This window comes from Streptomyces sp. NPDC059256, assembly GCF_042753785.1.
Taxonomy (GTDB): Bacteria; Actinomycetota; Actinomycetes; order Streptomycetales; family Streptomycetaceae; genus Streptomyces.
This window is the reverse complement of the sequence record NZ_JBHYZO010000003.1, coordinates 456,549-482,300: the sequence shown is the minus strand read 5'-3', so window position 1 is coordinate 482,300 and position 25,752 is coordinate 456,549. Positions and strand designations below refer to the sequence as shown.

General features: G+C 70.0%; 17 protein-coding genes. 5 read left to right on the top strand and 12 right to left on the bottom strand.

Annotated elements, in window-relative coordinates; all coding sequences use genetic code 11:
- Nucleotides 1–29 precede the first annotated feature (29 nt).
- The 4 genes from ACFXJL_RS10050 to rplU form a co-directional block, all read right to left on the bottom strand.
- Nucleotides 30–2,084, bottom strand: coding sequence for a glycosyltransferase family 4 protein (locus ACFXJL_RS10050; RefSeq protein WP_384690919.1), 2,055 nt, complete (start codon nt 2,082–2,084; stop codon nt 30–32).
- A gap of 412 nt (nt 2,085–2,496) precedes the next feature.
- Entirely contained in the window at nt 2,497–3,936 is a 1,440-nt protein-coding gene (gene obgE, locus ACFXJL_RS10045; RefSeq protein ID WP_358879035.1) for a GTPase ObgE, read from the bottom strand.
- A gap of 118 nt (nt 3,937–4,054) precedes the next feature.
- Entirely contained in the window at nt 4,055–4,309 is a 255-nt protein-coding gene (gene rpmA, locus ACFXJL_RS10040) for a 50S ribosomal protein L27 (RefSeq protein WP_329018704.1), read from the bottom strand.
- Between the two features lie 14 nt (nt 4,310–4,323).
- Complete coding sequence (gene rplU, locus ACFXJL_RS10035; protein WP_329018706.1) at nt 4,324–4,644, bottom strand: 50S ribosomal protein L21; 321 nt, start codon at nt 4,642–4,644, stop codon at nt 4,324–4,326.
- Between the two features lie 284 nt (nt 4,645–4,928).
- Between rplU and ACFXJL_RS10030 the strand changes: the two genes are divergently transcribed.
- Both ACFXJL_RS10030 and ACFXJL_RS10025 read left to right on the top strand, forming a co-directional pair.
- On the top strand, nt 4,929–6,872 hold the full coding sequence (locus tag ACFXJL_RS10030; protein ID WP_384639327.1) for a hypothetical protein: 1,944 nt from the start codon (nt 4,929–4,931) through the stop codon (nt 6,870–6,872).
- A 200-nt stretch (nt 6,873–7,072) separates the two neighbouring features.
- Nucleotides 7,073–7,672 (top strand): acyltransferase, encoded by a 600-nt coding sequence (locus ACFXJL_RS10025; protein ID WP_383538417.1) that lies wholly within the window; start codon nt 7,073–7,075, stop codon nt 7,670–7,672.
- Nucleotides 7,673–7,697: 25 nt separating this feature from the next.
- Here ACFXJL_RS10025 and ACFXJL_RS10020 read toward each other — a convergent pair whose 3' ends face one another.
- The gene (locus ACFXJL_RS10020; protein ID WP_384690913.1) at nt 7,698–8,846 is read right to left on the bottom strand and encodes a hypothetical protein; all 1,149 of its coding nucleotides are present in this window, start codon (nt 8,844–8,846) and stop codon (nt 7,698–7,700) included.
- Between the two features lie 143 nt (nt 8,847–8,989).
- Between ACFXJL_RS10020 and wecB the strand changes: the two genes are divergently transcribed.
- The 3 genes from wecB to ACFXJL_RS10005 all read left to right on the top strand — a co-directional run bounded on the left by wecB (nt 8,990) and on the right by ACFXJL_RS10005 (nt 13,735).
- Nucleotides 8,990–10,093, top strand: a complete 1,104-nt coding sequence (gene wecB, locus ACFXJL_RS10015) for a non-hydrolyzing UDP-N-acetylglucosamine 2-epimerase (RefSeq protein ID WP_384690910.1) — start codon at nt 8,990–8,992, stop codon at nt 10,091–10,093.
- A gap of 166 nt (nt 10,094–10,259) precedes the next feature.
- Nucleotides 10,260–11,609 (top strand): glycosyltransferase, encoded by a 1,350-nt coding sequence (locus tag ACFXJL_RS10010; protein WP_384691361.1) that lies wholly within the window; start codon nt 10,260–10,262, stop codon nt 11,607–11,609.
- Nucleotides 11,606–13,735, top strand: a complete 2,130-nt coding sequence (locus ACFXJL_RS10005; protein WP_358879030.1) for a glycosyltransferase family 1 protein — start codon at nt 11,606–11,608, stop codon at nt 13,733–13,735. Before ACFXJL_RS10010 ends, ACFXJL_RS10005 begins: the two co-directional genes overlap by 4 nt.
- A 117-nt stretch (nt 13,736–13,852) precedes the next feature.
- On the opposite strand, the gene galE is transcribed toward ACFXJL_RS10005, so the two are convergent.
- The 7 genes from galE to ACFXJL_RS09970 all read right to left on the bottom strand — a co-directional run bounded on the left by galE (nt 13,853) and on the right by ACFXJL_RS09970 (nt 25,520).
- Nucleotides 13,853–14,833, bottom strand: coding sequence for a UDP-glucose 4-epimerase GalE (galE, locus tag ACFXJL_RS10000; protein WP_384690907.1), 981 nt, complete (start codon nt 14,831–14,833; stop codon nt 13,853–13,855).
- An 87-nt stretch (nt 14,834–14,920) separates the two neighbouring features.
- Nucleotides 14,921–16,204 (bottom strand): nucleotide sugar dehydrogenase, encoded by a 1,284-nt coding sequence (locus ACFXJL_RS09995; RefSeq protein ID WP_329018731.1) that lies wholly within the window; start codon nt 16,202–16,204, stop codon nt 14,921–14,923.
- Nucleotides 16,201–17,838, bottom strand: a complete 1,638-nt coding sequence (locus ACFXJL_RS09990; protein WP_358879027.1) for a glycosyltransferase family 2 protein — start codon at nt 17,836–17,838, stop codon at nt 16,201–16,203. Before ACFXJL_RS09990 ends, ACFXJL_RS09995 begins: the two co-directional genes overlap by 4 nt.
- Nucleotides 17,839–17,863: 25 nt before the next feature.
- Nucleotides 17,864–18,886: a Gfo/Idh/MocA family oxidoreductase gene (locus ACFXJL_RS09985; RefSeq protein ID WP_329018737.1), complete on the bottom strand. Its 1,023-nt coding sequence runs from the start codon at nt 18,884–18,886 to the stop codon at nt 17,864–17,866.
- Nucleotides 18,883–20,001 (bottom strand): DegT/DnrJ/EryC1/StrS family aminotransferase, encoded by a 1,119-nt coding sequence (locus ACFXJL_RS09980; RefSeq protein ID WP_358879026.1) that lies wholly within the window; start codon nt 19,999–20,001, stop codon nt 18,883–18,885. Before ACFXJL_RS09980 ends, ACFXJL_RS09985 begins: the two co-directional genes overlap by 4 nt.
- Nucleotides 20,002–20,335: 334 nt before the next feature.
- Nucleotides 20,336–24,481, bottom strand: a complete 4,146-nt coding sequence (locus tag ACFXJL_RS09975; protein ID WP_384690902.1) for an Rne/Rng family ribonuclease — start codon at nt 24,479–24,481, stop codon at nt 20,336–20,338.
- A gap of 277 nt (nt 24,482–24,758) precedes the next feature.
- On the bottom strand, nt 24,759–25,520 hold the full coding sequence (locus ACFXJL_RS09970) for a TIGR03936 family radical SAM-associated protein (RefSeq protein ID WP_384690899.1): 762 nt from the start codon (nt 25,518–25,520) through the stop codon (nt 24,759–24,761).
- Between the last annotated feature and the right edge of the window lie 232 nt (nt 25,521–25,752).

The window sequence follows — 25,752 nt, the reverse complement described above, 5'->3', positions numbered from 1 at the left end:
GCGGCATCCCTCACTCCCCTCAGCCGTGATCAGCGGTCACTGACGTGGAGTACGAGCGCATTGTCGCGGTCGTACGCGAGCTTCACCTTGACGAGCCGCTGCTGCTGGTGCCGGAGCCTTCGCAGCACACGGCGGGCCAGCAAGAGCGGTCGCTGCTTGTGGAACAGGGCCTCGGGGTAGACGAACACGTCACCCTTCTGGACCACGTCGTCAAGGACGCGGCCCACCCGCACCGGCTCCTCGCCCGGGGCGTAGCGCAGCCACACTTCCCAGGCTTCCCTCGGGTTGTGCTGGTGGGCCACGGCCACCTCACACCCGATGGTCACTTCGAAGCCTCGGGTGCCCTCTCGCGTGCCGGGGAAACTCAACTCCTCCGGTGAATCGCCTCCTCGGCGCAGCAGCAGTGACGGTTCACCTGATGGTTCGGCGTCGCCGAACAGGCGTCCGGTCAGGGTGAGCCTGCGGTCGGAGAGGAGGAAGTCCGCCGCCTCCGCGTGGACCGGGCGTACCCAGGAGCGCAGCACCAGATGCTGCTCCGGTGCCCTCCGGTAGGGAACGTGGTGGTGGACGGGAGCACCGGTGGTGAGCCGGTCGGCGACCTTCAGCGACCCCCGCTGGTCGACGGTGCGGGCGAAGATCTCGGCGCGTAGCCCGGTTGCGGGTTGGTCGGCGTGGCACGTCCAGTGGCCGTCGGCGAAGTCGTCGGCGGCGGGGATGGTGACGCTGCCGTCGAGATCGAACGGATAGGCCCGCGGCGGCGCGCCGTCTCCGACCCTGGTGCAGAGCAGTTGCAGTCCGGGGTGCTTCAGCACCGCGGCCTCCGGGGTGATCAGCCGCACGGTGACCGAGCCGTCAGGTTCCGCAACGGCGTCCGCGACCGGTGCGAAGGCCGCATTCCGGGCACTCTCCGCGGCGGGTGTGCCGCGATTGTGCTGCGTGGCCCCGGCGCCGAGTTCGGCGAAGAGGTCGGTGTACTGCTTGGCGATGGCGGCCGGGTCGTAGCGGCGGGAGTTCTCGCGGGCCTCGGCGCCCATCCGGCGGCGCAGTTGCCGGTCGTCGATGAGCCGGAGCAGTGCGGCGGACACGGCCGCCACGTCGCCGACGGGCACGAGCAACCCGTCCACACCGTCCTTGATGATCTCCCGCGGTCCATAGTCGCAGTCCGTGCTGACAACCGGCAGACCGCAGCGCATGGCCTCGACGAGCGTCATGCCGAACGACTCGTGCCGGGAGGTGGAGACGGCTATGGCCCCCTTGACCCACTCGGGCTCGATCGGGGAACGCGGGCCCATCAGTTGAACGCTGTTGTAGAGGCGCAGCTTCTGGACCCGGCGCCGCAGTCTCTCCCGCTCCGGGCCCCAACCGTAGATGCGCAATGTCCAGTCCGGACGCAGCGCGACCACGTCGGCGAACGCCTTGAGGAGGACGTCGTACTGCTTCTCGCGGGAGAGGCGACCGGCGGCGACGATGATGTTGCCGGTCGTGTCCGACGGGGAGACGTCCGGGTCGGGGACGCTGTTGGGAATCGAGAGGATCCGGGTGTCCGGGAGCGGCATCTGCTCCCGCCAGACGGCCGCGTCCCCTTCCGAGACGGTGACGAAGGCGTCCGTCTCGGCGAGGAGCGGACGCATCTCCTCGCGCAGGGCCTCCTTGTGGTGGTGGTAGGTCATGTGCTCCTGGCCGATGACCACGGTGCTGACGGGGGCGAACTGGGCCGCGTAGGCGACGAGTCCGGGCCGGGTGCCGATGACGACGTCCGCGTCGGAGCCGGCGTAGTGGGCGCGGACCCGCTCGTCGGTCAGCTCGCTGTACTCCTTGTACCGCGCCTCGTGGGGCGGGAAGAGCTTCGCCGGCTTCAGCTGGTCGGGGTGCTTCTTCTCATTGCCGGGAGACGAGGGACGGGTGTCCACGAGCGGCACGACCGTGATGCGGGGGTCGATATCGAAAAGGGGAATGTCCCGGTGGCGGAAGACCGAGACGATCTCCACCTCATGGCGGCTGGCCAATTCCTCCGCCAGATTCAGCGTGGTGCGAATGGTGCCACCAATGCCGTAAATGGTGTGAATAAGTAAGGAAATCTTCACCAGCGCTCCGCTTCTCTGCCGGGGCCACTCGTCTTTGCCCCCGCGTAGTAGACCGGGGGAAGGGGGGAGAGGTTGTGCCTCGCCGTGCACCAATACGGCATCGGACCGGCCTGGCGAGGCGGTCACCATGAGACACGCGGAAAAGGGTACGCGGCGTTCCCGGAACGGGTGAGTTGCCCTGCGCTCCCGGAGTTTCCCGGATCGGACGGACACCTGAACCAGCGGGCAGAGGGACGGGCCGGCACAGGGCACCGGGGGGCATCGGACCGAAGGAACCGGCCGGCCTTCACGGTGCACACGGGCTCCCGGGCATGCGCGAAGGCCCGCCCGGGAGCGGTGTGCTCCCGAACGGGCCCTGCTGCGACGCCTCGGTGAAGCGGGTCCTACGTGGACGCCTCGGTGAAGCGGGGCCCTACTTGAAGGGGTCGAACTCGTCGTAGGCCCGCTGTACGTCGTCCTTCTCCGCCTCACGGTCACGGCGGCGCTGCGCTGCGGGGCGCGGCGCTTCGAGACGGTGGTCCTCGCCGCGGCGGCCGAGCATCTCGGCTCCGGCCATCACCGTCGGCTCCCAGTCGAACACCACGGCGTTCTCCTCGGGGCCGATGGCCACGCCGTCGCCCGAACGAGCACCCGCCTTCATCAGGGACTCTTCAACTCCGAGGCGGCTCAGCCGGTCGGCGAGATAGCCGACGGCCTCGTCATTGCTGAAGTCGGTCTGACGAACCCAGCGCTCCGGCTTCTCGCCGCGCACCCGGTACAGTCCGTCGTCCTCGCGCACGACCGAGAACCCGGTGTCGTCGACGGCCTTGGGCCGGATGACGATCCGGGTCGCCTCCTCCACCGGCTTGGCGGCACGGGCCTCGGCGATGATCCCCGCGAGGGCGAAGGACAGTTCCTTGAGTCCGGTCCGGGCCACCGCGGAGACCTCGTACACCCGGTAGCCACGGGCTTCGAGATCGGGGCGGATCATCTCGGCGAGGTCCTTGCCGTCCGGGATGTCGACCTTGTTGAGGACGACGACCCGCGGCCGGTCGTCGAGACCGCCGTACTGCGTCAACTCGGCCTCGATGACGTCGAGGTCGGACAGCGGGTCACGGTCGGACTCCAGCGTCGCCGTGTCGAGTACGTGCACCAGCACCGAGCAGCGCTCGACGTGGCGCAGGAACTCCAGGCCCAGTCCCTTGCCCTGGCTCGCGCCGGGGATGAGACCGGGGACGTCGGCCATCGTGTAGACGGTCGAGCCGGCGGTGATGACGCCCAGGTTCGGTACGAGCGTGGTGAACGGATAGTCAGCGATCTTGGGCTTGGCGGCGCTGAGCACCGAGATCAGCGACGACTTGCCGGCGCTCGGATAGCCGACCAGCGCCACATCGGCGACGGTCTTGAGCTCCATCGTCACATCGCGGGCCTCACCGGGCTCGCCCAGCAGGGCAAAGCCGGGGGCCTTGCGACGGGCCGAGGCCAGAGCCGCATTGCCGAGGCCGCCCCGGCCGCCCTGTCCCGCCACGAAGGTGGTGCCCTGGCCGACGAGGTCGGCGAGCACATTGCCCTGTGCGTCGAGCACGACGGTGCCGTCGGGCACCGGCAGGATCAGGTCCTTGCCGTCCTTGCCCGAGCGGTTGTCACCCGCCCCGGGCTGACCGTTGGTGGCCTTGCGGTGCGGACTGTGGTGGTAGTCGAGGAGCGTGGTGACCGACTGGTCGACGACCAGGATCACATCACCGCCCCGGCCACCGTTGCCGCCATCGGGTCCGCCGAGCGGCTTGAACTTCTCCCGGTGAACGGAGGCGCAGCCGTGGCCTCCGCTACCCGCGGCGACGTGCAGCTCGACGCGGTCCACGAAGGTGGTCATGGGTGTCCTCCAGATACGTACGGGATTGTCTTTAGCTCTAACACAACGGAGGCGGACCCGCTTCCCGTGCGGGAAGTGAGGTCCGCCTCCGCGGAAAACGCTCTGAGGCTGCCTTCGATCAGGCGACCGGAACGATGTTCACGACCTTGCGGCCACGGTGACGGCCGAACTCGACCGCGCCGGGCAGCAGGGCGAACAGGGTGTCGTCGCCACCGCGACCGACGCCCGTGCCGGGGTGGAAGTGGGTGCCGCGCTGGCGGACCAGGATCTCACCGGCGTTCACGACCTGACCGCCGAAGCGCTTCACGCCGAGCCGCTGAGCATTGGAGTCGCGACCGTTCCGGGTGGACGATGCGCCCTTCTTGTGTGCCATCTCTCCTCAGTCCCTTACTTCGCGGCCGTCGGGATGCCGATGACCTTGATCGCCGTGTACTGCTGACGGTGACCCTGGCGACGGCGGTAGCCGGTCTTGTTCTTGTAGCGCAGGATGTCGATCTTCGCGCCCTTGTGGTGGTCCACGACCTCGGCCGTGACCTTGATACCGGCGAGCACCCACGGGTCGCTGGTCACAGCTTCGCCGTCGACAACGAGCAGGGTAGAGAGCTCTACCGTGTCGCCAACCTTGGCAGTGGAAATCTTGTCAACCTCAACGATGTCGCCGACAGCAACCTTGTGCTGGCGACCACCGCTGCGCACGATGGCGTACACGCGGATCTCTCTTTCGCTCGGAACGGACCCCTGACGCCAGCCGTTCGCACAGGCCGGAGCCTGTGTTGATCCGGAAGGACGAGCGGCCTCTCCCAACGGCTCGAAGCCGGTCGGGAGGGAGATGCTCAGGGGCGGGCGCGTATGGAAACACACCGATGGACCAGGTTACGGGGACGGGTCCGGGTGGTCAAACCAGCTCCTGGCCCCGCCTCCGGGCCCGTACACGGTCGCACACGCACGCGATACCTGGTGAACGGCCGCCGCTGCCTGTTCAATGGGCAGCTGTGTCGCTGCGCTCCCTGATGTCCATGCCCAGGATGCTGCGCCATGGCTCCGCCGTGGGCGCGGATCTGCCACCCGACGAGGCCGTCACGGTCGATGCCGTGACCGACCCCGCGCTGTGCGATGCGCTGAGCGCCGCCGCACTCGGCGACGCAGCGCCCGCGCGGGAGCTGCTGGCCGAGACCCGGCTCGGCGCACAGTGGGAACGGCGCAGCAACTGTGTGTCCGCCCTCGCCACGAGCGCGCTGCGGCACCCCGGCTGGCTGGAGAACTGGCTGGACACCAGCCCCGACGACCCCGACGCCACCCTGCTCACCGCCGGTCTGCGGGTCCAGCGCGCCTGGCAGGTGCGCACGGGTGAGGACGCTGGCGAGATCTCGGACGAGCAGTTCCGGGTCTTCTTCTCCCTGCTGGAGGAGGCCGTGCCGATGCTGTCCGCCGCCACCGAGCTCAATCCGACCGATCCGGTGCCGTGGGAGATCGCCCTCACCCATGCCCGGGGCATCCAGTCCCCGCGCGACGTCTTCGATTCCTACTGGTCGGAAGCCGTCGCCCGGGCCCCCCACCACTTCGGCTGCCATGCCTCCGCGCTCCAGTACCTGTGCGAGAAGTGGTACGGCTCGCACACGGAGATGTTCGACTTCGCCGAGCGGGCCGCGGACCGCGCACTGCCCGGTTCACTGCTGAACGCCCTGCCCCTGCTGGCGGCGATCGAGTACGAGGTCGTGTCCCCGGATCCGCCGGAGACCGGGCCGATCACCCGGGGCCGGTTGGCGTCGGCGGTGGCGCGCGCCCTGGAGCTCTCGTCCTGGTACGAGCCCGGAGACCCGGAGGCCGCGGAGTTCCGCAACCATCTGGCCCTGATGCTGATCTTCGACCAGCGCTGGCAGGACGCACTGGAGATGTTCCGGGCGATAGGCGTGCACGCCCGGGAGTTCCCCTGGGCGTACTTGGGCGAGAGCCGCAAGGAGTTCCTGGAGTTCCGGTTGGGCGTACGGATGCAGGTGGCATCCAGCACGCCCTTCTTCGGCAAGCCTCCCCAGCCCGCTCCCCCACCGGAGCCGGAGCAGATCGCCGCCGAGTCCGACGGTGTGCACCGCTCGCTGGCGATCGTCCCGGCGGCCCCGGACCGGGTCGCCGAGGCGGCCCTGATGTGCGGTGTCTCGCTGCGGATCGCGCCCGCGCCCTGGGGTGCGGGGCAGGACCCGGCCGGCGAGGGCCGGGCGGAGCAGTCGACGGGTGGGGCGGAGGGGGGCACCGATGCGGTCGGGCGTCGGTACCCGGCCGACGGCGAGCACCGGGGCGAGGGGCCCGCCGCCTTCTGGTCCGACTCGGAACCGCCCGGTCCGGGATCGCTCCTGTGGGGAGCGGGACCCGGCATCCCCGGCGCAGGGCCGGCTGCCTGGCGGACGGGCGGTCCGCCGCTGCCCGCCGCCCCGCCCCCTTCCTCGGGGGCACGTCTGAGCTATGTGGAGGTCGCTCCCGATCTCTTCCCCAACCGACGCACGGGTGCGGCGACCGGTGAGGAGTTGCTGACGACGGCCGTGGCCGGCTTCACCACCGGCGAGCCCTGGCCCGCCCTGGTGCTGCACCACACCGCGGGCCGACATGGGTTCGCGCTCTTCGGGCAGGGCACTGTCCTCGCCTCCCACCAGTGGGACCCCGCCGCGCCGGTCCTGGACCACCCCCAGGCCGCGGCGGTCGCCCGGGCGCTCGCATCGGCCTTCCCTCCGGCCGGCCCCCGTCCGCTGATCACCTTGCTGCGCGGCGGGGACGACCCGGCCCGCCGGCAGCGCCAGCTCCTGGCCGCACTCGGGCTCCCCCCGCTTCCGAACGGTTTCGGCGAGCGGGACGACATCCTCAAGGACGCTCCGGGTGCCCAGCTCGTCCTGCGCCGTGGGGTGCTCAAGGGCATCCGGGACAGCATGCGACGACGGCGTCCCTGATGGCGCCGTGCGCCTCGCCCGGTGCTGGCCCGGTGCTGGCCCGGTGCTGGCCCGGTGCTGCTGTGCGCTGTCGACCTGCGCTGTGAGCGTGCGCGAACGCGCGGCAGGAGAGAACTAACGGTCCGTTCCGGGCGCCCGCTGCCCGTCGTCGATCGAGACGTATGCTCGGCGGGCCAGGACGCCACCGGAAAGGCAGCAGAGTGAACTACAGGGTCCAGCCCACCGCACAGGTCGACGAGACGGCGGAGATCGGCGCCGGAAGCAGCGTCTGGGAACTCGCCCAGATCCGCGAGAAGGCCCGGCTGGGCGAGGGCTGCGTGGTGGGCCGCGGCGCCTACGTCGGCACCGGTGTGCAGATGGGCGACAACTGCAAGCTCCAGAACTACGCACTGGTCTACGAGCCCGCGGAGTTGGGGAACGGGGTCTTCATCGGGCCCGCGGTGGTGCTCACCAACGACCACAACCCGCGCTCGGTGGACCCGGACGGCAAGCAGAAGCGCGGCGGCGACTGGGAGGCCGTCGGCGTGAAGATCGCCGACGGCGCATCCATCGGCGCCCGTTCGGTGTGTGTGGCCCCGTTGGAGATCGGTCGTTGGGCGATGGTGGCGGCCGGTGCCGTCGTCACCAAGGACGTACCGGACTTCGGGCTTGTCGTCGGGGTCCCCGCGCGACGGATCGGCTGGGTCGGACGGTCCGGGGTACGTCTCGTGGAGAGCGGCGAGCCGGGTGTCTGGGAATGCCCGAAGACCGGCGAGCTGTACGAGGAGAAGGCGGGCGTCCTCTCGGAGCGCGCGCTCTGAGAAGCGGCCGTGCCCCGCGCCCGCCTCACCCCACCCGGGTCCACGCCTCCAGTGCCAGTCCGGGCTCGTCCTTCTGCCGGCTGACCCGCAGCGACCCGTCGACGCCGAAGGCCGCCATCACCACGCGTCCCTTGCCGTCGACCGCGAGCGCGGGCGCTCCGACGCAGGGATCGCCCGTCAGGCTCCAGCTGGCGCCGCGGGACTCGTCCTCGGTCGGATAGGCGGCGAGCGCGGGGCGCCCGGTCGCCGTGTCCCGGTGGGCGAGGATGGTGCAGTCGTGACCGTCGACGCGGGTGCGCAGCAGCGCCACGGGACCCGTGCCCGTACCGCTCCCGAGCGTGATCGGCGAACTCATGGACGGCCGCCAGCCGTCGACAGTGCCGTCGACCGCCGAGTGCCAGAACCAGCTGAGCCGCCCCTCCCCGGTGCGCACCGCGGCCGGGGAGTCGGCCTGGGCCTTGGCGGGGACGTCGTCGGCCCGGACGAACTTCACGCCCACGGTCTCCTGCTCCCAGCGCATGATGCGGTCGGCCGTCGGGAGGACGAACTCCAGGAGCCCACTGTCCGTGAGGGCACTGTGGACCGCGCCGATCCCTCCGCTGCCCTTGTGGTCGGCCCACTTGTTCCACTTGCCGTTGGGCGTCTGCGCCCGACCACAGACGCCTCCGCCCACGTTCCGGACGAAGACGTGCAGCGAGCCCTCGCTATCGACCACCGCGCCGGGCGGACCGATCTGCGCGGAGAGGGCCGGGTCGTTCGGGTAGGGCGAGCCGACCGCGTACCAGTCACGCAGGCCGAGGCCCGACTGGTACTGGAGCGCGTACACCACCTCGGTGTTCATCCGGCCGTCCGGCAGTGGCTTGCGGCGGAGGCCCACGAGGTGGACATAGCCGTCGTCGCCCTGCGCTATCGACAGATAGGGGAGCAGGCCAGGAGCCTCAAGGACATCAGGGCCCGTCCACTCGGGCCCGCCGGGACGGTTCTCGGTCCAGCGGAGCACGGCGTCCTCGGTGGGCGCGTACGCCGTGAGCCTGCCGTCCTTGCCCCGGACCAACCACCCCGTGGTCGGGGCCAGGGAGGTTTCCACCGCAGGTGTGGGCGTCGCATCCGCCCCACCGCGCGCCGAGGAATCAAGCCGGCGCGCTGCCTTCTTCCGTGCGGACCAGACTGTCATGGCTCACCGCCGACTCTCTTGCTGACTGCCCCCGAAACGTGCGCGCCGATAATACGACAGCGCCTGCCGACCGGACCGGTCCGTCCATTGCCTACCATGGGCGGTACACCCGCCAGTGACCGGACCCAGAAGAAGAGTGTTCAGTGAAAGTCATCAGCATCGTCGGTGCACGTCCCCAATTGGTGAAGCTCGCTCCCATCGCAGCCGCGTTCGCGGGCACGGAGCACGAGCACGTCATTGTGCACACCGGACAGCACTACGACGCAGACCTCTCCGATGTCTTCTTCGACGGCCTCGGCATCCCTGACCCGGATGTCCACCTCGGAGTCGGTTCCGGCAGCCACGGCGTCCAGACGGGCGCCGTCCTCACCGCGCTCGACCCGGTCCTGGAGCGCGAACAACCGGACTGGGTCCTGGTCTACGGGGACACCAACTCCACCGTCGCCGGTGCTCTGTCCGCGGTCAAGATGCATCTGCCGGTCGCACACCTGGAAGCGGGACTGCGCTCCTTCAACCGGCGGATGCCGGAGGAGCACAACCGCGTCCTGACGGACCACTGCGCCGATGTGCTCCTCGCGCCGACCGAGGAGGCCATGCGCCATCTCGCCGACGAGGGCCTGAAGGACCGCGCGGTCCTGGCCGGCGATGTGATGGTCGACATCTGCCTGCGCATCCGGGACGCCGTGCTCGCCGGCGAGCACGGCGCTCCCGCCCTCCCCGAGGGCATCGATCCCTCTCAGCCCTTCCTGCTCGCGACGCTCCACCGGCCTGACAACACCGACGACCCGGCGCGCCTGGCCGCGATCGTCGACGCTCTCGCCGGTCTGCCCCTGCCGGTGGCGCTGCTCGCCCACCCGCGCCTGGTGGCACGCGCCGCGGAGCACGGCATCAAACTGGACCAGGGCTCCGTACACGTGGGCCGTCCGCTGCCCTACGCGGGGCTGATCGCCGCCGTCCTGGCCTCCTCCGGCGTGGTCACCGACTCCGGGGGGCTCCAGAAGGAGGCGTTCCTCCTGAAGCGGATCACCACCACCATCCGCCCGGAGACGGAGTGGGTGGAGACGGTCGACTCGGGTTGGAACGTCCTGGTCCCCGACCCCCACGAGATGGCGGCCGACGCCTGGGCGGCGACCGTCACCCGCGCGGTCCCCACGGCCGATCCCGGCACGCCGTACGGCGACGGACAGGCCGCGCGGAACGTCGTGAGGATCATGGAAGAGCGGAAGGGAGGCAGCCGGCGCGCGTGATGGACAGGAGCCCCGCAATGGGCAGAAGTCCGTATACGTCACCGTGCTAGCGTCACCGTTTATGTCAGCGTCTCCCAGGCCCGGGCCTTCATCCGAAGGCCCGCGGCCTCATGTCATCTATCTCGCCATCGGCTTCCCGCCGGCTGCGAAGAGCAGCGCCTACCGAATGCGCGAGACGGCGAACCAATTCTGCAACGCGGGCTGGGACGTCACCGTCGTCACCATCGCCCAGGAGTCCTGGGAGCGGGACTCGGGCGTGGACCTCACCCTGCTCGACCAGGTGGACCCGCGGGTGAGGATCGTCGAACTGCCGCTGTCCCGTGAGGACCTGGAGACGGACATCCGCCTCTACGACGAGGAGCGCGCCCTCCACCCCAACCGGTGGGTCACCCGGCTGCGCGCCCGGCAGCAGAAGACCTTCCCCGAGCCGAACTTCGGCGACTGGCGTGCGGCGCTGGAGCAGGCCGTGGTCGACATCCACGCCGAGCGCCCGGCCGACCTGCTCGTCGCCAGTTGTGTGCCCTACGTCAACCTCGCCGCCGCATGGCGGCTGTGGGAGGACGCCCAGGTGCCGTACGCGGTGGACTTCCGTGACGGCTGGTCCATCGATGTGATCACCGGTCTGGAAGCCTTCATAAAGGACTCCGAGATGGGCCGCTGGGAGCAGAAGGTCCTCGACAAGGCTGTCTCCCTGTGGGTCGTGAACGACCCGATCGCCGATCACTACCGGGCCAGATACCCCGAGTTCGCCTCCCGGGTGGAGGTCGTTCGCAACGGCTACGACGCGGACAGTTCGCCCGGCCGTGCCCACAACGCGGACCCCGAGGCCGGTCTCGTCTTCGGCTACCTGGGCACGGTGAACTTCACCCCCGCCCATCTGGAGACCGTCCTCAACGCCTGGCACGCGGCGCGCGAGCGCGAACCGCTGCTCGCCAACGCACGCTTCGAGGTCCGCGGCCACATCGGCAACGGAGCGGGCCGTGAGGCCAACAAGCACTCCGAGATGCTGAAGCAGGCCGAGGCCGACGGCGTCCACTTCGGCGGGCCCGCAGCCAAGGCCGAGGTCTCCTCCATCTACGCCCGCTGGGACGCGATGGTGCTCATCCTCATCGGCGGTCGCTACGTGACCTCCGGCAAGGTGTACGAGTACATGGCCACCGGGTTGCCCATCGTCTCGGCCCACGTCGTCGAACACGACGCGTCGAACGTCCTCAACGGACACCCGTTGTGGACCGGCGCGGTCGGCATCGACGAGGAGAAGCTCGCGGAGTCCTTCGTGAAGGCCGCGCACATGGCGGTCGGCACGAGCGAGGAAGCCCACAACGAGGCCATGGCGCACGCCGGCCGCTTCACCCGCGAGAAGCTGATGTCGGTGGCCGTCGACGACCTCGTCGGCAGGCTCGCCGAGCATCGGAACGGCCGTCCGGTGGCCGTCACTGTCACCAGGCCCACGGCGGCGGGTCCCGAGGACAATCTCTCATCGAAGTCGATCGTCGCCGGAGGACCCAGCTCGTGACCGATGTGCTTTTCATCGCCACTGCCCAGCCACAGCTCGGCGTGCTGGCGGGCGCGGTGCAGAAGTTCCGTGCACTCGGGGCGAGCGTCCGGATGGCCTGCCACTTCGACACCAGGAACTGCCTGGAGGAGCTGGACCGGCTGGAGCTGGACGGCTACCAGCAACTGCCGTACGGCATCGGGAACCTGGGGCCGTTGGCCAAGCGCAGGATGAAGAAGGTCCCGCACGGGCGCCGTCTGTGGCTCCAGAGCCGCCGCAATCCGTGGATGCGTCAGCAGGGCCTGGGCGCCCAGCACCTCGTGGCGCTCGACGCCAACGCGGTCTACGTCGTGTGGCGGTTGGCCCAGTACAACACCACCGCCAGCGCCTCCTTCGGCATCGCACCCGCTCTGCGGGCCATCGAGGGCCGGACCGACGCGTCGGCCCCGACCAAGCGCAGGGCCCTGCCGCCGCCGGCACTGCTCGCGAGCGATGTGCGCCGCCAGGCCAAGGCGCTGCCGCACAACATCCTACGGACGGCCACCGCGCGTCCGGTGATGCGCAGCGCCGTCGGCGCGCGGCTGTGGCGCACCGCCCTGAACGCGCCGGGTGTTCCGCCCACGATGCGGGCCGCGCTGTCGCGTCAGGTCGCCGAGGGCATGCGCTGGGCGGGACGGCCCGGCGGTGCCACGCTGGCGCTGACGACCGCCGCGGGCCGGATCGAGGACCGGAAGATCCGTACGGGTCTGCTGGACGAAGCCGTGTGGGCCGAGCTGAAGAAGGGCATCGCACCACGCACGCTGGACAGAACCGTCCGGGAGTTGCTGGCGCAGGCCGACGAGCAGTACCAGGCCGGTGACCCGGCCGCCGCCGCGAGCACGATGGACCGGGCGCTGGTGCTCGGGTTCCACCGGGTCGTCCACATCGACCAGCTCAGTTCGCAACTGGCCACCGAGCCCGAGACCTACGCCGCGCCGGTGTACGCGTCCACGGCCATGCAGAAGATCATCGAGCCGCGCGGCCGGAAGGTCCCCGCGGCCCAGGCTCCTCTCGACCGGCCGCTTCGGCTGCTCATCACCACCAGCGCCAACGACAACTTCCTCAAGCTGATCCTGAAGCGCTACGAGAACCACCCGGACGTGGAGCTGCGCTACCTCGACCTGGCCGCCTCGCCGGCCATGAAGCGGATCTCCTGGGCCGGGCGCAGGATGCTGGAGAACCGCCTCGGCGGCGACGCTTTCTACGCGGAGCAGGTCGAGCAGCTCATGCGTCCGCACCTCGACTGGGCCGACACCGTCTTCCTCGACTGGTGTGTGGCACCGGCCGTGATGCTCACGACGATCGACCCGGGCGACACACGGATCGTCGTACGGCTGCACAGCTACGAGGCGTTCACCCGCTGGCCGCACATGGTCGACTTCTCACGCATCGACGATCTGGTCTATGTCGCCGACCATGTGCAGGACCTGACGAAGTCGCTCGTGCCGCAACTGCGGGGAGAGCACGCGCCGCGCCTGCACATGCTCCACAACGCCATGGACCTCAGCGGTTTCGACCTCCCCAAGCCCGCCCAGTCCCGTTTCAACATCGGACTGATCGGTATCTCGCAGGTCGCGAAGGACCCGCTGTGGGCGGTCGAGGTCCTCGAACGTCTGCGTGAGCACGACGAGCGCTACCGACTGCTGATGGTCGGCGGCGACATGGACCCCAAGACCAGCCGAGCCACCAAGGACTACCTGCGGAGCTTCCAGGCGCGGATCGAGCCGCTGGAGGAGTCCGGTGCCGTGCTGCGGCTCGGTCCGACGGACGATGTGCCGGGCAAGCTGGTCGAGATCGGCACCATCCTGAGTTCGTCGGTGCGGGAGGGCTGCCACGTCGGTCTGATGGAGGGCGCCGCGAGTTCCGCGGTGCCGGTCGTGCGCGACTGGCCGTTCTTCGCCGGACGGCCGCACGGGGCACGGACGCTGTATCCCGAGGGCTGGGTCGTCGACTCGCCCGAGCAGGCGGCGCAGCGGATCCTTGAGGTGACGGCTACCGAGGAGAGTTGGCGCACCGCGGGCAAGCTGGCCTCGGAGCATGCGCTGGCCGTGTGGGACTGGCCCAGGGTGAGCCGCGACTTCGACGAGTTGCTGCTCGACTCGGACTGATCGCCGTACGGAACAGAACGGAAAAGGGGATTCCCGAAGTTCTCGGGAATCCCCTTTTCCGTCTGCCTGCCGCCGTCACCCCCGTGGGGAAGACGACCTGACCTCGTGGAAGCGCCGTCAGACCCGCGCCTCCGGGTGCCGCAGCAACCATCCCGCCCACGCCGAGGTGACCATCGCCCGAACGTCGTGACGGGCGGCCCAGCCCAGTTCCGTACGGATGCGGTCCGCCGAGGCCACCACCCTGGCGGGGTCTCCGGGACGCCGGGCGACGACGACCGGCGCCGGGTCGCGGCGATCCGTGACCTCCTGGATGAGAGCGGCCATCTCTGCGACCGACACGCCCTCCCCTCGGCCGATGTTGAGGGTCAGGGACGCCGAGGGGTCCGCGGTCAGCCGGCGCGCCGCCGCGACGTGGGCCGAGGCGATGTCCTCGACATGGATGTAGTCGCGGACGCAACTCCCGTCGGCCGTTGGATAGTCGGAGCCGAAGATGCGGGGAGCCTCACCGGCGGTCAGCCGCTCGAAGACCATGGGCACCAGGTTGAAGACTCCGTCATCCCCCAACTCGGGCGAGGCGGCCCCCGCCACGTTGAAGTAGCGCAGGGAGGCCGTGGCCATGCCGTGCGCGGCACCGGTGGACGACACCAGCCATTCACCGGCCAGTTTCGTCTCCCCGTAGGGGCTCATGGGATTGCACGGGGTCTCCTCGGTGACGAGGTCGACGTCCGGCATCCCGTAGACGGATGCGGAGGACGAGAACAAGAACCGGCCGACCTCGGCGTCCACCGCAGCCGCCAGGAGGACCCGAAGGCCCTCCACGTTCTCCCGGTAGTAGTGGAGCGGCCTCGCCACGGACTCGGCGACCTGCTTCTTGCCCGCCAGATGGACGATCCCGGTGACGGAGTGCTCGCGCAGCACGCGGTCGAGCAGGGTTCGGTCGAGCACCGACCCGATCTCCAGCGAGACGGAATCGGGCAACCGTTCCTTGCGGCCCGTGCTGAGGTCGTCGAGGACGACGACGCCCTCACCACCCTCGACCATCGCCTTCACCACGTGTGAGCCGATGTAGCCGGCGCCACCGGTGATCAACCACGTCATGCTCAAAGCCTCTCATCGCGCCGGGCCCCGCCATACGCCGAAGCGCAGGGCAGGGCCCGTTTCTGTGGAACACCTACGAGCGGCGGTTCAGCCGCCGATGACGACCCTGCGGACGCCTTCCCAGCGGGCCGGGTCGGTGGTCCGCCGGCCGTCGACCAGGACGCGTACGTCCGGGAGGTCGGTCGCCGCGAGCTCGCGGTACTCGGCGTGGTCGGCCTGGAGGATCGCGGCGGTCACCGTCTGGCCCTCGTGCGGGGTCAGACCGTGCGCGGTCAGTTCCTCGGCCGTGTACATCGGGTCCGAGACGAACGCGACGGCACCGCGGGCCTTGAGGGCTTCGACCACGCCGAAGACACCGGAGAAGGCGGTTTCCTTGACGCCTCCGCGATAGGCCGCGCCGAGCACCAGCACGCCGGTGTCGCTGAGGTCTCCGTACGCGGCGGCCAGCAGGTCGACGGCGTACTCCGGCATGGCTGCGTTGGCCTCGCGCGCCGAGCGCACGACGGTCGCCTCCGGGTCATTCCACAGGTACATCCGCGGATAGATGGGGATGCAGTGCCCGCCGACCGCGATACCCGGCTGGTGGATGTGGCTGTAGGGCTGCGAGTTGCAGGCTTCGATGACCTTCTTGATGTCGATGTCGTTCTTGTCGGCGAACCTGGCGAACTGGTTCGCCAGACCGATGTTGACGTCGCGATAGGTCGTCTCCGCGAGCTTGGCCAACTCCGATGCCTCAGCGGTGCCCAGGTCCCACACGCCGTTCGGGCGGGACAGGTCGCCGCGCTCGTCGAAGTCGAGCACCTGCTCATAGAAGTCGACACCGTGGCGCGCGGAGACCTCGTCGATGCCGCCGACGAGCTTCGGGTAGCGGCGCAGATCGGCGAAGACGCGGCCGGTGAGCACCCGCTCCGGTGAGAAGACCAGGTGGAAGTCCTTGCCCGCGGTGAGCCCGGAGCCCTCCTCCAGCATCGGAGCCCAACGGTTACGGGTGGTGCCGACCGGAAGCGTCGTCTCGTACGAAACGAGGGTGCCGGGCTTCAGACCGCGGGCGATGTCCCGGGTGGCGGAGTCCATCCAGCCGAAGTCCGGGGTGCCCTCCGCGTCCACGAACAGGGGCACGACGACGACGACGGCTTCGGACGCCGCCACGGCCGCTGCCGTGTCGGTGGTGGCGCTCAGCAGGCCGGCACCCACCGTCTCCTTGAGGAGTCGGTCCAGGTCGTGCTCGCCGGGGAACGGCTCGGTGCCGGCGTTGACCAGCTCCACGACCTTCTCGTTCACATCGGCGCCGACCACCTTGTGGCCCTTCGCCGCGAACTGCACGGCGAGCGGAAGCCCGATCTTGCCGAGCGCTACTACACAGATGTTCATCGGAGTGTCTTCCTCTTCAAGCGGCCCAGACGGGACCGTACTCGCGGCCACAGTTTGCTGGGGGGCGGGAACAGCGGGCCGGTCACGACGACCATGCGCCCTTGGCCGTTCACCCGCGCGGCGACACGATAGGGGACGGTACTGCGCCAGCGCCGGGCCAACGGCATGGGCGCGTCGCGGGCCGGCACCGGAATCTCGTACACCGATCCGGCGACTTCCGCGTGGACACGCACGGCGAGGGACGCAGTGCGGGCCTCGATGGGGATGACCGCCCGGACGACCGTCCCGTTCGCGCTCTCCGTCCGGGTGAACTCACCCACGAGGGGCGGCAGTTCCCCGCCCGCGGGCAACCGCCGGCCGCCCGCCTTGTTGGCACCCTTGGGGAAGTTGCCCGGCAGCAGCCGAACGACGACCGACGAAGTGACTCCCGTGAACGCGGTCCGAACCGCGATGTCCAGCGCGAGGTCGTCCCCGTTCTGCACCCAGTCGGCGTCGACGAGTTCGGTACCGGCCGCGAGTTGTGCGGCCACCGACTCGTCCAGCACCTCGAACACCCTGTCGGGGATGTTGAGCAGAGGCTCACGGAAGCCGGGGTAGCGGGCGAAGGCCCGCCCTCCGTCCGCCTGATCGCCCTCCAGGAGGAACGGCAGTGTTCCTCCCGGCTCCTCCGTCCCGATGGCACGGACCAGTTCGTCCACCGCGCCCTTCTGGGCCAGCGCGAGCCGTACCCGGCGCTGCACGGGGAGGGAGTCGCGCAGGGGCTCGGTGAGGTACTTGTCGGCCAACTCGGCTATGCCCGAGCACACCCGGTGCTGGGTGTGCCGGTCCAGCGCGAGAAAGTCACCCTGGACGAGCTTGGCGAGTTCCCAGGTGAAGTGGCGCTCGAACAGCGTGTCCCGACGCGGCCCCGCCTCGATCAGCTCGGCGGCGTGGTGCATGATCCGCGCCGTGCAGCGCAGCCGCGCCAGATGGTCCGCGCGGTAGGTGATGTTGCTCGAATCACCGCGCTTGACCGCGTAGTAGTAGGTGTAGTCCGCGAGCACGGAGATCTTCCTCGCCCGGACACACGCCTCGATGGTGAAGGGCTGGTCACTGCCGACCGGCATGTCCTCGGGGAAGCGCAGCTTGTGCCGCTCCACCAGGTCGCGCCGGAAGAGTTTGGTGTTGGCCAGAGTGAACGGCAGCGCCGAAGCGAAGAGGTCCACGTCCGGAACGCTCTCCTTGTAGAGCGCCTGGTGGACGTAGCGGCCGTTGGTACCGACCATCTTGCCGACGACGACATCGGACTCGTGCTTGTCAGCGCAGGCGACGAGCCGCTCCAACGCCTCTTCGCCGAGGTAGTCGTCGGAGCCGATGAAGTACACGTACCGTCCGGTGGCCGCCTCCAGGGCCCTGTTGCTGGGCGCCGCGGGACCACCGGAGTTGGTCTGGTGGAACACCTTGACGGTGTCCGGGTACCGCTGCGCGAAGCGGTCGAGTTCCGTGCCGCTGTCGTCCGTGGAGCCGTCGTCGACGGCCACGATCTCCAGCCTGTCCGTACCGATGGACTGTCCGATGAGAGAGTTCAGACACTCCGTCAGGTACGGCATCGTGTTGTACACCGCGACGATGACGGTGACATCAGGTCTGGTCACAGGAGAGGACAAAGGGTCCCTCGCCCTACTGGGCCGCTGCGCGGGCGGAGAGGTCGACCGTGGTGCCGTCCTTCGCCGAAGCGAGGACCGCGGCGGCGACCTCGACCGTACGCAGACCCTGACGCAGCGTGCAGATGTCGTGGGCCTTGCCGAGCACCGCGTCGCGGAACAGCTCGTGCTCGACCAGGAGCGGCTCACGCTTCGGGATGGCGTAGCGAATCATGTCGCCCTCGGCGACACCGCGGAACGCCTGGAGGGCCTCCCACTCGGTGGCCTGCGCCGCATTGGAGTAGAAGGTGAGGTCGGCGGTGAGGGTGTCGGCGATGAAGCAGCCCTTCTCCCCCGTGACCGAGGTGAAGCGCTCCTTGAGCGGGCTCAGCCAGTTCACCAGGTGGTTGACCATGGTGCCGTCGGAGAGCTGACCGACCGCGGAGACCATGTCCTCGTGCTTGCGGCCCGACTTCGACACCGTGCGCGCGGAGATCGAGGTGTAGGTCTGGCCGGTCACCCAGCCCGTGAGGTCGATGTCGTGCGTCGCGAGGTCCTTGACCACACCGACATCGGCGATGCGGTGCGGGAAGGGGCCCTGGCGGCGGGTGACGACCTGGTAGACATCCCCCAGCTCACCGGCCTCAAGCCGCTGACGCAGAGAGAGCAGCGCCGGGTTGCAGCGCTCGATGTGACCGACGCCGGCCACCAGACCGCGGGACTCGAACGCGTCGACCAGCCGGCGCGCGCCCTCCACGGTGTCCGCCACCGGCTTCTCGATCAGGGCGCTTATGCCGGCCTCGGCCAGCGCGAGGCCGACTTCCTCGTGCAGGGCGGTTGGACAGGCCACCACTGCGTAGTCGATGCCGAGGGTGATCAGCTCCTCGACCGTGGGCAGCACCGGGACGCCCTGTGCCCAGCCGTTCTTGTCCCCCATCGGGTCGACGACACCGACGAACTGGACTCCGTCGAGTCCGGCGAGTACCCGGGCGTGGTGACGGCCCATCGAGCCCAGGCCGATCAGTCCGGCCCGCAGCCCCTGTGCTCCCGCGGTGGTCACAGCTTCTCTCCAAGGTCATTCACGGCGACGACGATGCGGTCAAGGTCTTCCGCGGACAGCGACGGGTGCACCGGCAGGGAGATGACCTCGGCGGCGGCTCGCTCGGTCTCGGGAAGGTCCCAGTTGCGGCCGGCCTTCTGGTCCGGCTCCCAGAACGGGCGCAGTCGGTGGACCGGGGTCGGGTAGTAGACCGCGTTGCCGACACCGGCTTCGGTGAGCTTCGCCATCGCGGCGTCGCGGTCACCGCTGAAGCGGATCGTGTACTGGTGGTAGATGTGACGCGCGCCCGGTGCGACGACCGGAGTGGTCACGTTGGGCGCGGTGATGTGCTCGGTGAGGTACGCGGCGTTGGCGATGCGCTGCTCGGTCCAGCCGCCCAGCTTGGTCAGCTGTACCCGGCCGACCGCTGCGGCAACATCGGTCAGGCGCATGTTCACACCGACGATCTCGTTGGCGTACCGCTGCTCCATGCCCTGGTTGCGCAGGAGGCGCAGGGTACGGGCGATCTCCGCGTCGCCGGTGGAGACCATGCCGCCCTCAAGGGAGTGCATGTTCTTCGTCGGGTAGAAGCTGAAGGTGCCACCGGCGCCGAAGGCACCGACCGGAGTGCCGTTCAGTGCTGCGGCGTGTGCCTGGCAGGCATCCTCGACGACGGCCAGCTTGTGCTTTGCGGCGATCGCCATGAGCTGGTCCATCGCGGCGGGATGGCCGTAGAGGTGCACCGGCATGATCGCGGCGGTACGCGGTGTGATGGCGGCCTCGACCGCGGCCGGGGAGAGACCGTAGTCATCGGCGTTGATGTCGGCGAAGACGGGGTCGGCGCCGACGAGGCGGACCACGTTCGCGGTGGCGGCGAAGGTGAACGAGGGAACGATCACCTCGTCGCCGGGGCCGATGCCGAGTGCCAGCAAAAGCAGGTGGAGCGCAGATGTGCCCGAGTTCACGGCGACGCAGTGTCGACCGTCCACCAACTCGGAGAATCCTTCTTCGAAAGCCGCCACTTCGGGGCCTTGTACGACGCGCCCTGTGCGCAGAACCCTTACCGCCGCCTCGATCTCTTCTTCACCGATGATCGGGCGGGCAGCGGGAATGGGCTGCTGATTGCTGCTCGTCATGGACGTCCTCCTTGAACACCGCAAGAGCTCTCTGTGGCAGGAGGTCGAGGTGGTGCGGGCGTCTCGTAAGGCCGTACACACCCCTTTGGCGTAAAGCCAACGCCCTACCGAGGATCTGGGACCGGTCGTGTCCCGAGCCGGGCCGGTCACCCGCCGGAGTGTCCGGAACGGGTTCCACAAACCCGGCAGCGACTGCCGTCACATTATCAGGGATTTCCCAGGTGGCTCTGGGAGCCCTTGACCGGGGACTGCATCAATTCGGAGACAAAAGCGTGTCCCATCCCACGGTTCGTGGGATGGGACACGCTTTGTTCACTGAGGGCCTATCAATTGTTCAGCTCTCGGTGGCCGCCGTCACTGACGGGGGCGTCTGCTGCTCGGCCGCGGAGGTCTTCTTCGCACTGGCCTTCTTGGCGGTCGTCTTCTTCGCCGCGGTCTTCTTGGCGGTCGTCTTCTTGACGGCAGCCTTCTTCGCGGTTGCCTTCTTCGCCGTCTTGCGCGCCGCCGTCTTCTTGGCGGGAGCCGCTTCGACGCCTTCGGCCGCAGCGGCATCCGGCGTGTCGACGGCCTGGGCCGGTGACGGCGCGTCGGCGCTCTCGGTCGGCTGCGCCGTGACCACCACGACCGCGGCCTCCTCGGCGCCCGAGGGGGAACCGGCCGGAGCGGTGACCTTGCGGGTCACCCGGCGACGGGCCCTCGGCGGTGCGGCCTCGGCGGCCGGTGCCGGCGCCTCGGCGGGATCCGGTGCGGCCACCGCGACCTGCACGGCCGGCTCCACGACGGTGGCCGGCTCCGGCTCGGTCACCGCGGGGGCGCCAGCGGGAGCGGTCGCCTTGCGGGTGGCCCGACGACGGGTGCGACCGACAGGGGCGGCCTCGACGGCCTCGGGCTCGGGGACCGGGGTCTCCTCGGCCGCAGGCTGCGGTTCGGGCTGGGGCTCAGGCTCGGCTGCCGGCTTCGCCTCGCCGGATCGCGGCGCCCCACTGGGAGCCGATGCCCGACGCGTCGCCCGACGACGGCCCCGGCCGCGCTGGGCCGCTGCCTCCGCCTCGGCGGCGCTGCTGTAGAGGTCCTCGTCCGGTACGAACTCGGGCTCGGCGAGCGGGGTGGGCTCGGCCACCTCCGCGGCGACCTCCGCCTCGGTCTCAACCTGCTCGTCGACAGCCGCCGTGTCGTGCTCGTGGGTGTGCTCCGAGCCGCCACGGCCACGCTTCTTCGAACGCTTGCCGCCACCGCCGCCACCGATGGACGACGGCTGCTCCATGTGCACGATCACGCCGCGGCCGTTGCAGTGGACGCAGGTCTCCGAGAAGGACTCCAGCAGGCCCTGGCCCACTCGCTTACGGGTCATCTGAACCAGGCCCAGCGAGGTGACTTCGGCGACCTGGTGCTTGGTCCGGTCCCGGCCCAGGCACTCCAGCAGTCGACGCATCACCAGGTCACGGTTGGATTCGAGCACCATGTCGATGAAGTCGACGACGACGATGCCACCGAGGTCGCGCAGCCGCAGCTGACGCACGATCTCCTCGGCCGCCTCCAGGTTGTTCCTGGTGACGGTCTCCTCCAGGTTGCCGCCCTGGCCGGTGAACTTGCCGGTGTTGACGTCGACCACGATCATGGCCTCGGTCTTGTCGATGACGAGCGAACCGCCGGACGGCAGCCAGACCTTGCGGTCCAGCGCCTTCATCAACTGCTCGTCGATCCGGTAGGTCGCGAAGACATCGACCTCGCTGGTCCAGCGCTGAAGCCTGTCGACCAGGTCGGGAGCGACGTGCGACACATAGCCGTGGATGGTCTCCCACGCCTCGGCGCCACTGACGATGACCTTCGAGAAGTCCTCGTTGAAGATGTCGCGCACGACGCGGACGGTCATGTCCGGCTCGCCGTACAGCAGTGCGGGGGCGTTGGAGCCGCCACCGCCCTTCGCCTTCTTCTGGATGTCCTCCCACTGCGACTGGAGCCGCTCGACATCGCGGCGCAACTCGTCCTCGCTGGCGCCCTCGGCCGCGGTGCGCACGATGACACCGGCGTCCTCGGGGACGATCTTCTTGAGGATGGTCTTCAGCCGGGCGCGCTCGGTGTCGGGCAGCTTGCGGCTGATGCCGGTCATCGACCCCTCGGGGACGTACACCAGATAGCGGCCGGGCAGGGAGACCTGGCTGGTCAACCGGGCGCCCTTGTGACCGATCGGATCCTTCGTCACCTGGACGAGGACGGACTGGCCCGACTTGAGCGCGGCTTCGATGCGGCGCGGGCCGTTGGCCATGCCGAGCGACTCGAAGTTGACCTCGCCGGCGTACAGGACCGCGTTGCGGCCCTTGCCGATGTCGACGAACGCGGCCTCCATGGAGGGCAGCACGTTCTGCACCTTGCCCAGGTAGACGTTGCCGACGTACGACGTGGCCTGTTCCTTGTTGACGTAGTGCTCGACGAGCACGTTGTCCTCAAGGACGCCGATCTGGGTGCGCTCACCGCTCTGGCGGACGACCATGACCCGCTCCACGGCCTCGCGGCGGGCCAGGAACTCGGCCTCGGTGATGATCGGAACACGGCGGCGGCCCTGCTCGCGGCCTTCACGGCGGCGCTGCTTCTTCGCCTCCAGGCGGGTGGAGCCCTTGATGGACTGCACCGCGTCCTGGAAGTCGGACGCGTCATCGCTCTTGGCGCGGGCGGCCCTCGGCTCGCGGACCTTGACGACGGTGCGCTCCGGGTCGCTCGCCCCCGACTCCTCGTCGCTCATGGACTCACCGCTGCGACGCCTGCGCCGACGCCGACGACGGCTGCTGGAGGTGGTGGCGGAGGCACCGGAGTCTTCGTCCGCGTCGTGGCTCTCGTCGCCTTCGTCGCCCTCGTCCGAGGACTCGTTCTCCTCCTGGGCGGGCTCGTCGAACTGCTGCTCGTCCACGTCGCCGTCGGCGTTCTCGCCCCGGCGGCGTCGACGGCCACCACGGCGGCGGCGGCGCGAGGGGCGGTCGCCGGAGTCGTCGTGCTCGTCGTGGTCGTCGTGGTCGTCGTGGTCATTGGTGTCTGAGGCGTCCACCGCTTCGGGCTCGTCCACGCTCTGGGGAACCTCGGCGACCGCGGGGCGCTCCTCGCGCTCGTCCTGCTCGGCGGGGGCGGGCTCTCCCCGGCGCCGACGCCGGCGACGACCGGTGGCTTCGGCGGGGGCAGGAGTGGAAGCGGGAGCGGGAGTGGCAGCGGGAGCCGGGGCGGAAACCTCCGCCTCGGTGACCTCCGTCAGCTCCTCATCCTCGTCCTCGACGTCCAGAGCGGCTGCTGCTGCGGCGGCGGCAGCGGATTCCGGGGTCTGGAACATGGGCTCGGTGAATACGGGCGCCTGGAAGACGGCGACCGCGGGACGGGCCGCACGGCGGGCGCGTCCGCTCTCGTCCGGGCTCTTCGCCGGCTGGGCGGTGAACTCGGGCGAGACGACACGACGGCGCGACCGGCCGCGGGGTGTGCTCTGCTCGGCGGCGGGCGCGGGCTCCTGCGCGGCCTGGGCCGCTGCGGGCTGGGAGGCACCGGTGGTGCCGCTCTCGTCCCCGGATGCGGCAGGCGCCTCGGCGGGGGTGGCGCTCTGTCGTGTGGCCCGACGGCGGGTGCGGGGCGCGGGTGCTTCCTCAACGGGCTCAGCAGCCTCAGCGGGCTGGGCAGCGGCCTCCACCGGGGCAGCATCAGCCACAGCGGCTACCGGCGCTCCGGCAGGGGCAGAGGCACGACGACGCCGACGCGGCGCAACAGCCTCCTCCACCTGCTCGACGGGCGCCACGGACTCCTCAGCCACGGGCGCGGGCTGCTCCTCGACCACGGCTTCGGCCACAACGGGCTCAGGGGTCGAGACCTGGCGGGTGGCACGGCGACGCTTGCGCGGGCCGGAAGCCTCCTCCACCTGCTCGACGGGCGCCACGGACTCCTCAGCCACGGGTGCGGGCTGCTCTTCGACCACGGTCTCGGCCACGACAGGCTCAGGCGCGGAAACTTTCCGCGTGGCCCGACGACGAGCACGAGGCGCAGGAGCATCCTCAACGGGCTCAGCAGCCTCAGCGGGCTGGGCAGCGGCCTCCACCGGGGCAGCATCAGCCTCGGCGGCTACCGGCGCTCCGGCAGGGGCAGAGGCACGACGACGCCGACGCGGCGCAACAGCCTCCTCCACCTGCTCAACGGGCGCCACGGACTCTTCGGCCACGGGCGCGGGCTGCTCCTCAACCACGGCTTCGGCCACGACAGGCTCAGGCGCGGAAACCTTCCGCGTGGCCCGACGACGAGCACGAGGCGCGGGTGCTTCCTCAACGGGCTCAGCAGCCTCAGCGGGCTGGGCAGCGGCCTCCACCGGGGCGGAATCTGCCACGGCCTCAGCGGCTCCGGGCGGTCCCGCAGGTCGGGACGCAGCGCGGCGCCGACGGCGCGGCGGCAGGGTGTCGCTCGGCGAGTTACGGTCTTCGGTGTTCCCGGCGGTGCCGGGTTCATTGGACTGGTGCATTGCGGGCGGTTCTCCCGTCACGCTCCCGGGCGCCGCGCCTCTTTCCGGTCCGGTCACGGTCCGCATCATGCGCGGTACCGCCGTCCGGGGCGCGTGCGCCGCACGGGAGCTGATGTCTGGCTCGCCGGTTCCGTACGCGATGTACGCACGGCCTGGCGAAAGTCTTCTGGGCTTCGCGCGGCCCGACCCAGGTGGCTCCCGAGTGCCAGGACTGCGCTACGACGACTGCCTGGATGCGCGGCGGGACCGATGTGGCACGCGCGCCGTCGCGGGCCCCCTAGCTGAGCTGGGGGGAGGCGGTCCCGACGACCGTGGGTGGAGCGGCCGGAACTGCCTCGCGGTCGAGCGCGAGCGGGTCGGTCACCGTGCCGGACTCCTCGTCGAAGAGCCCCTGCGCCAGCCTGGTCACCGCTGCGGGGACCGGCGGCGCCAGGTCGGCCACAGCGCGGAGACCGGACAGGACGTCGTCGGGTCGCACGGCAGGCGTTACGTGCCGAACAACCAGGCGCAGTATCGCACAGGGCCCGACCGCCGTCCTATCAGGCTGTGGATGAGCCGTGAGCTGGGCCACTGCGACCCGGGCGTCGAACGTCCGCATCCCGTTCTTCGTTCTGCGCTGGACCTCCACGGTCTGCGCAGCCAGGAAGGCGGCCACGGCGCGCTCCGCATCGGCGACCTCGACCCCGTCGAGCCTCAGCTCCCACACCGAGGCGGTGAGGCGATCGGCGAGGCCCGAGGTGCGTGCTTCCACGGCGTCGGTGATGTCCAGGCCGGGTGGCAGGGACTCGTTGAGCAACTCACGCAGGGTGATCGGATCACGGTGCTGGGTGAGGGCGATCTCCAGATACTCGGCCTCGCTGCCCGTGCCGGTGGGTGCGGCATTGGCGTACGAGACCTTGGGGTGCGGGGTGAAACCAGCCGAGTACGCCATGGGGACCTCGGCACGCCGAAGGGCCCGCTCGAAGGCGCGCTGGAAGTCGCGGTGACTGGTGAACCGGAGGCGGCCACGCTTGGTGTAGCGCAGTCTGATGCGCTGCACCGCAGGTGCGGGCGGCGGGCCTTCGGGCTGTCGCTTGCCCAGGGGTTCTTCTCCTCGCTGCGGGGCGGGCGCGGGTGGCGCGCCAGCCCTCGGAATTCGGCTTCCCGTGGGGGCCCGCCCGGCTCACCCCTCCTTGTGGAGGGAGATCTCGGGGCCGGCCGCCGCGCCGGGGACAGTCGTCGTACTACCCAGAGTACGCTTCGCCAGCCCCACCGGTTCCCCACGTTCCGCT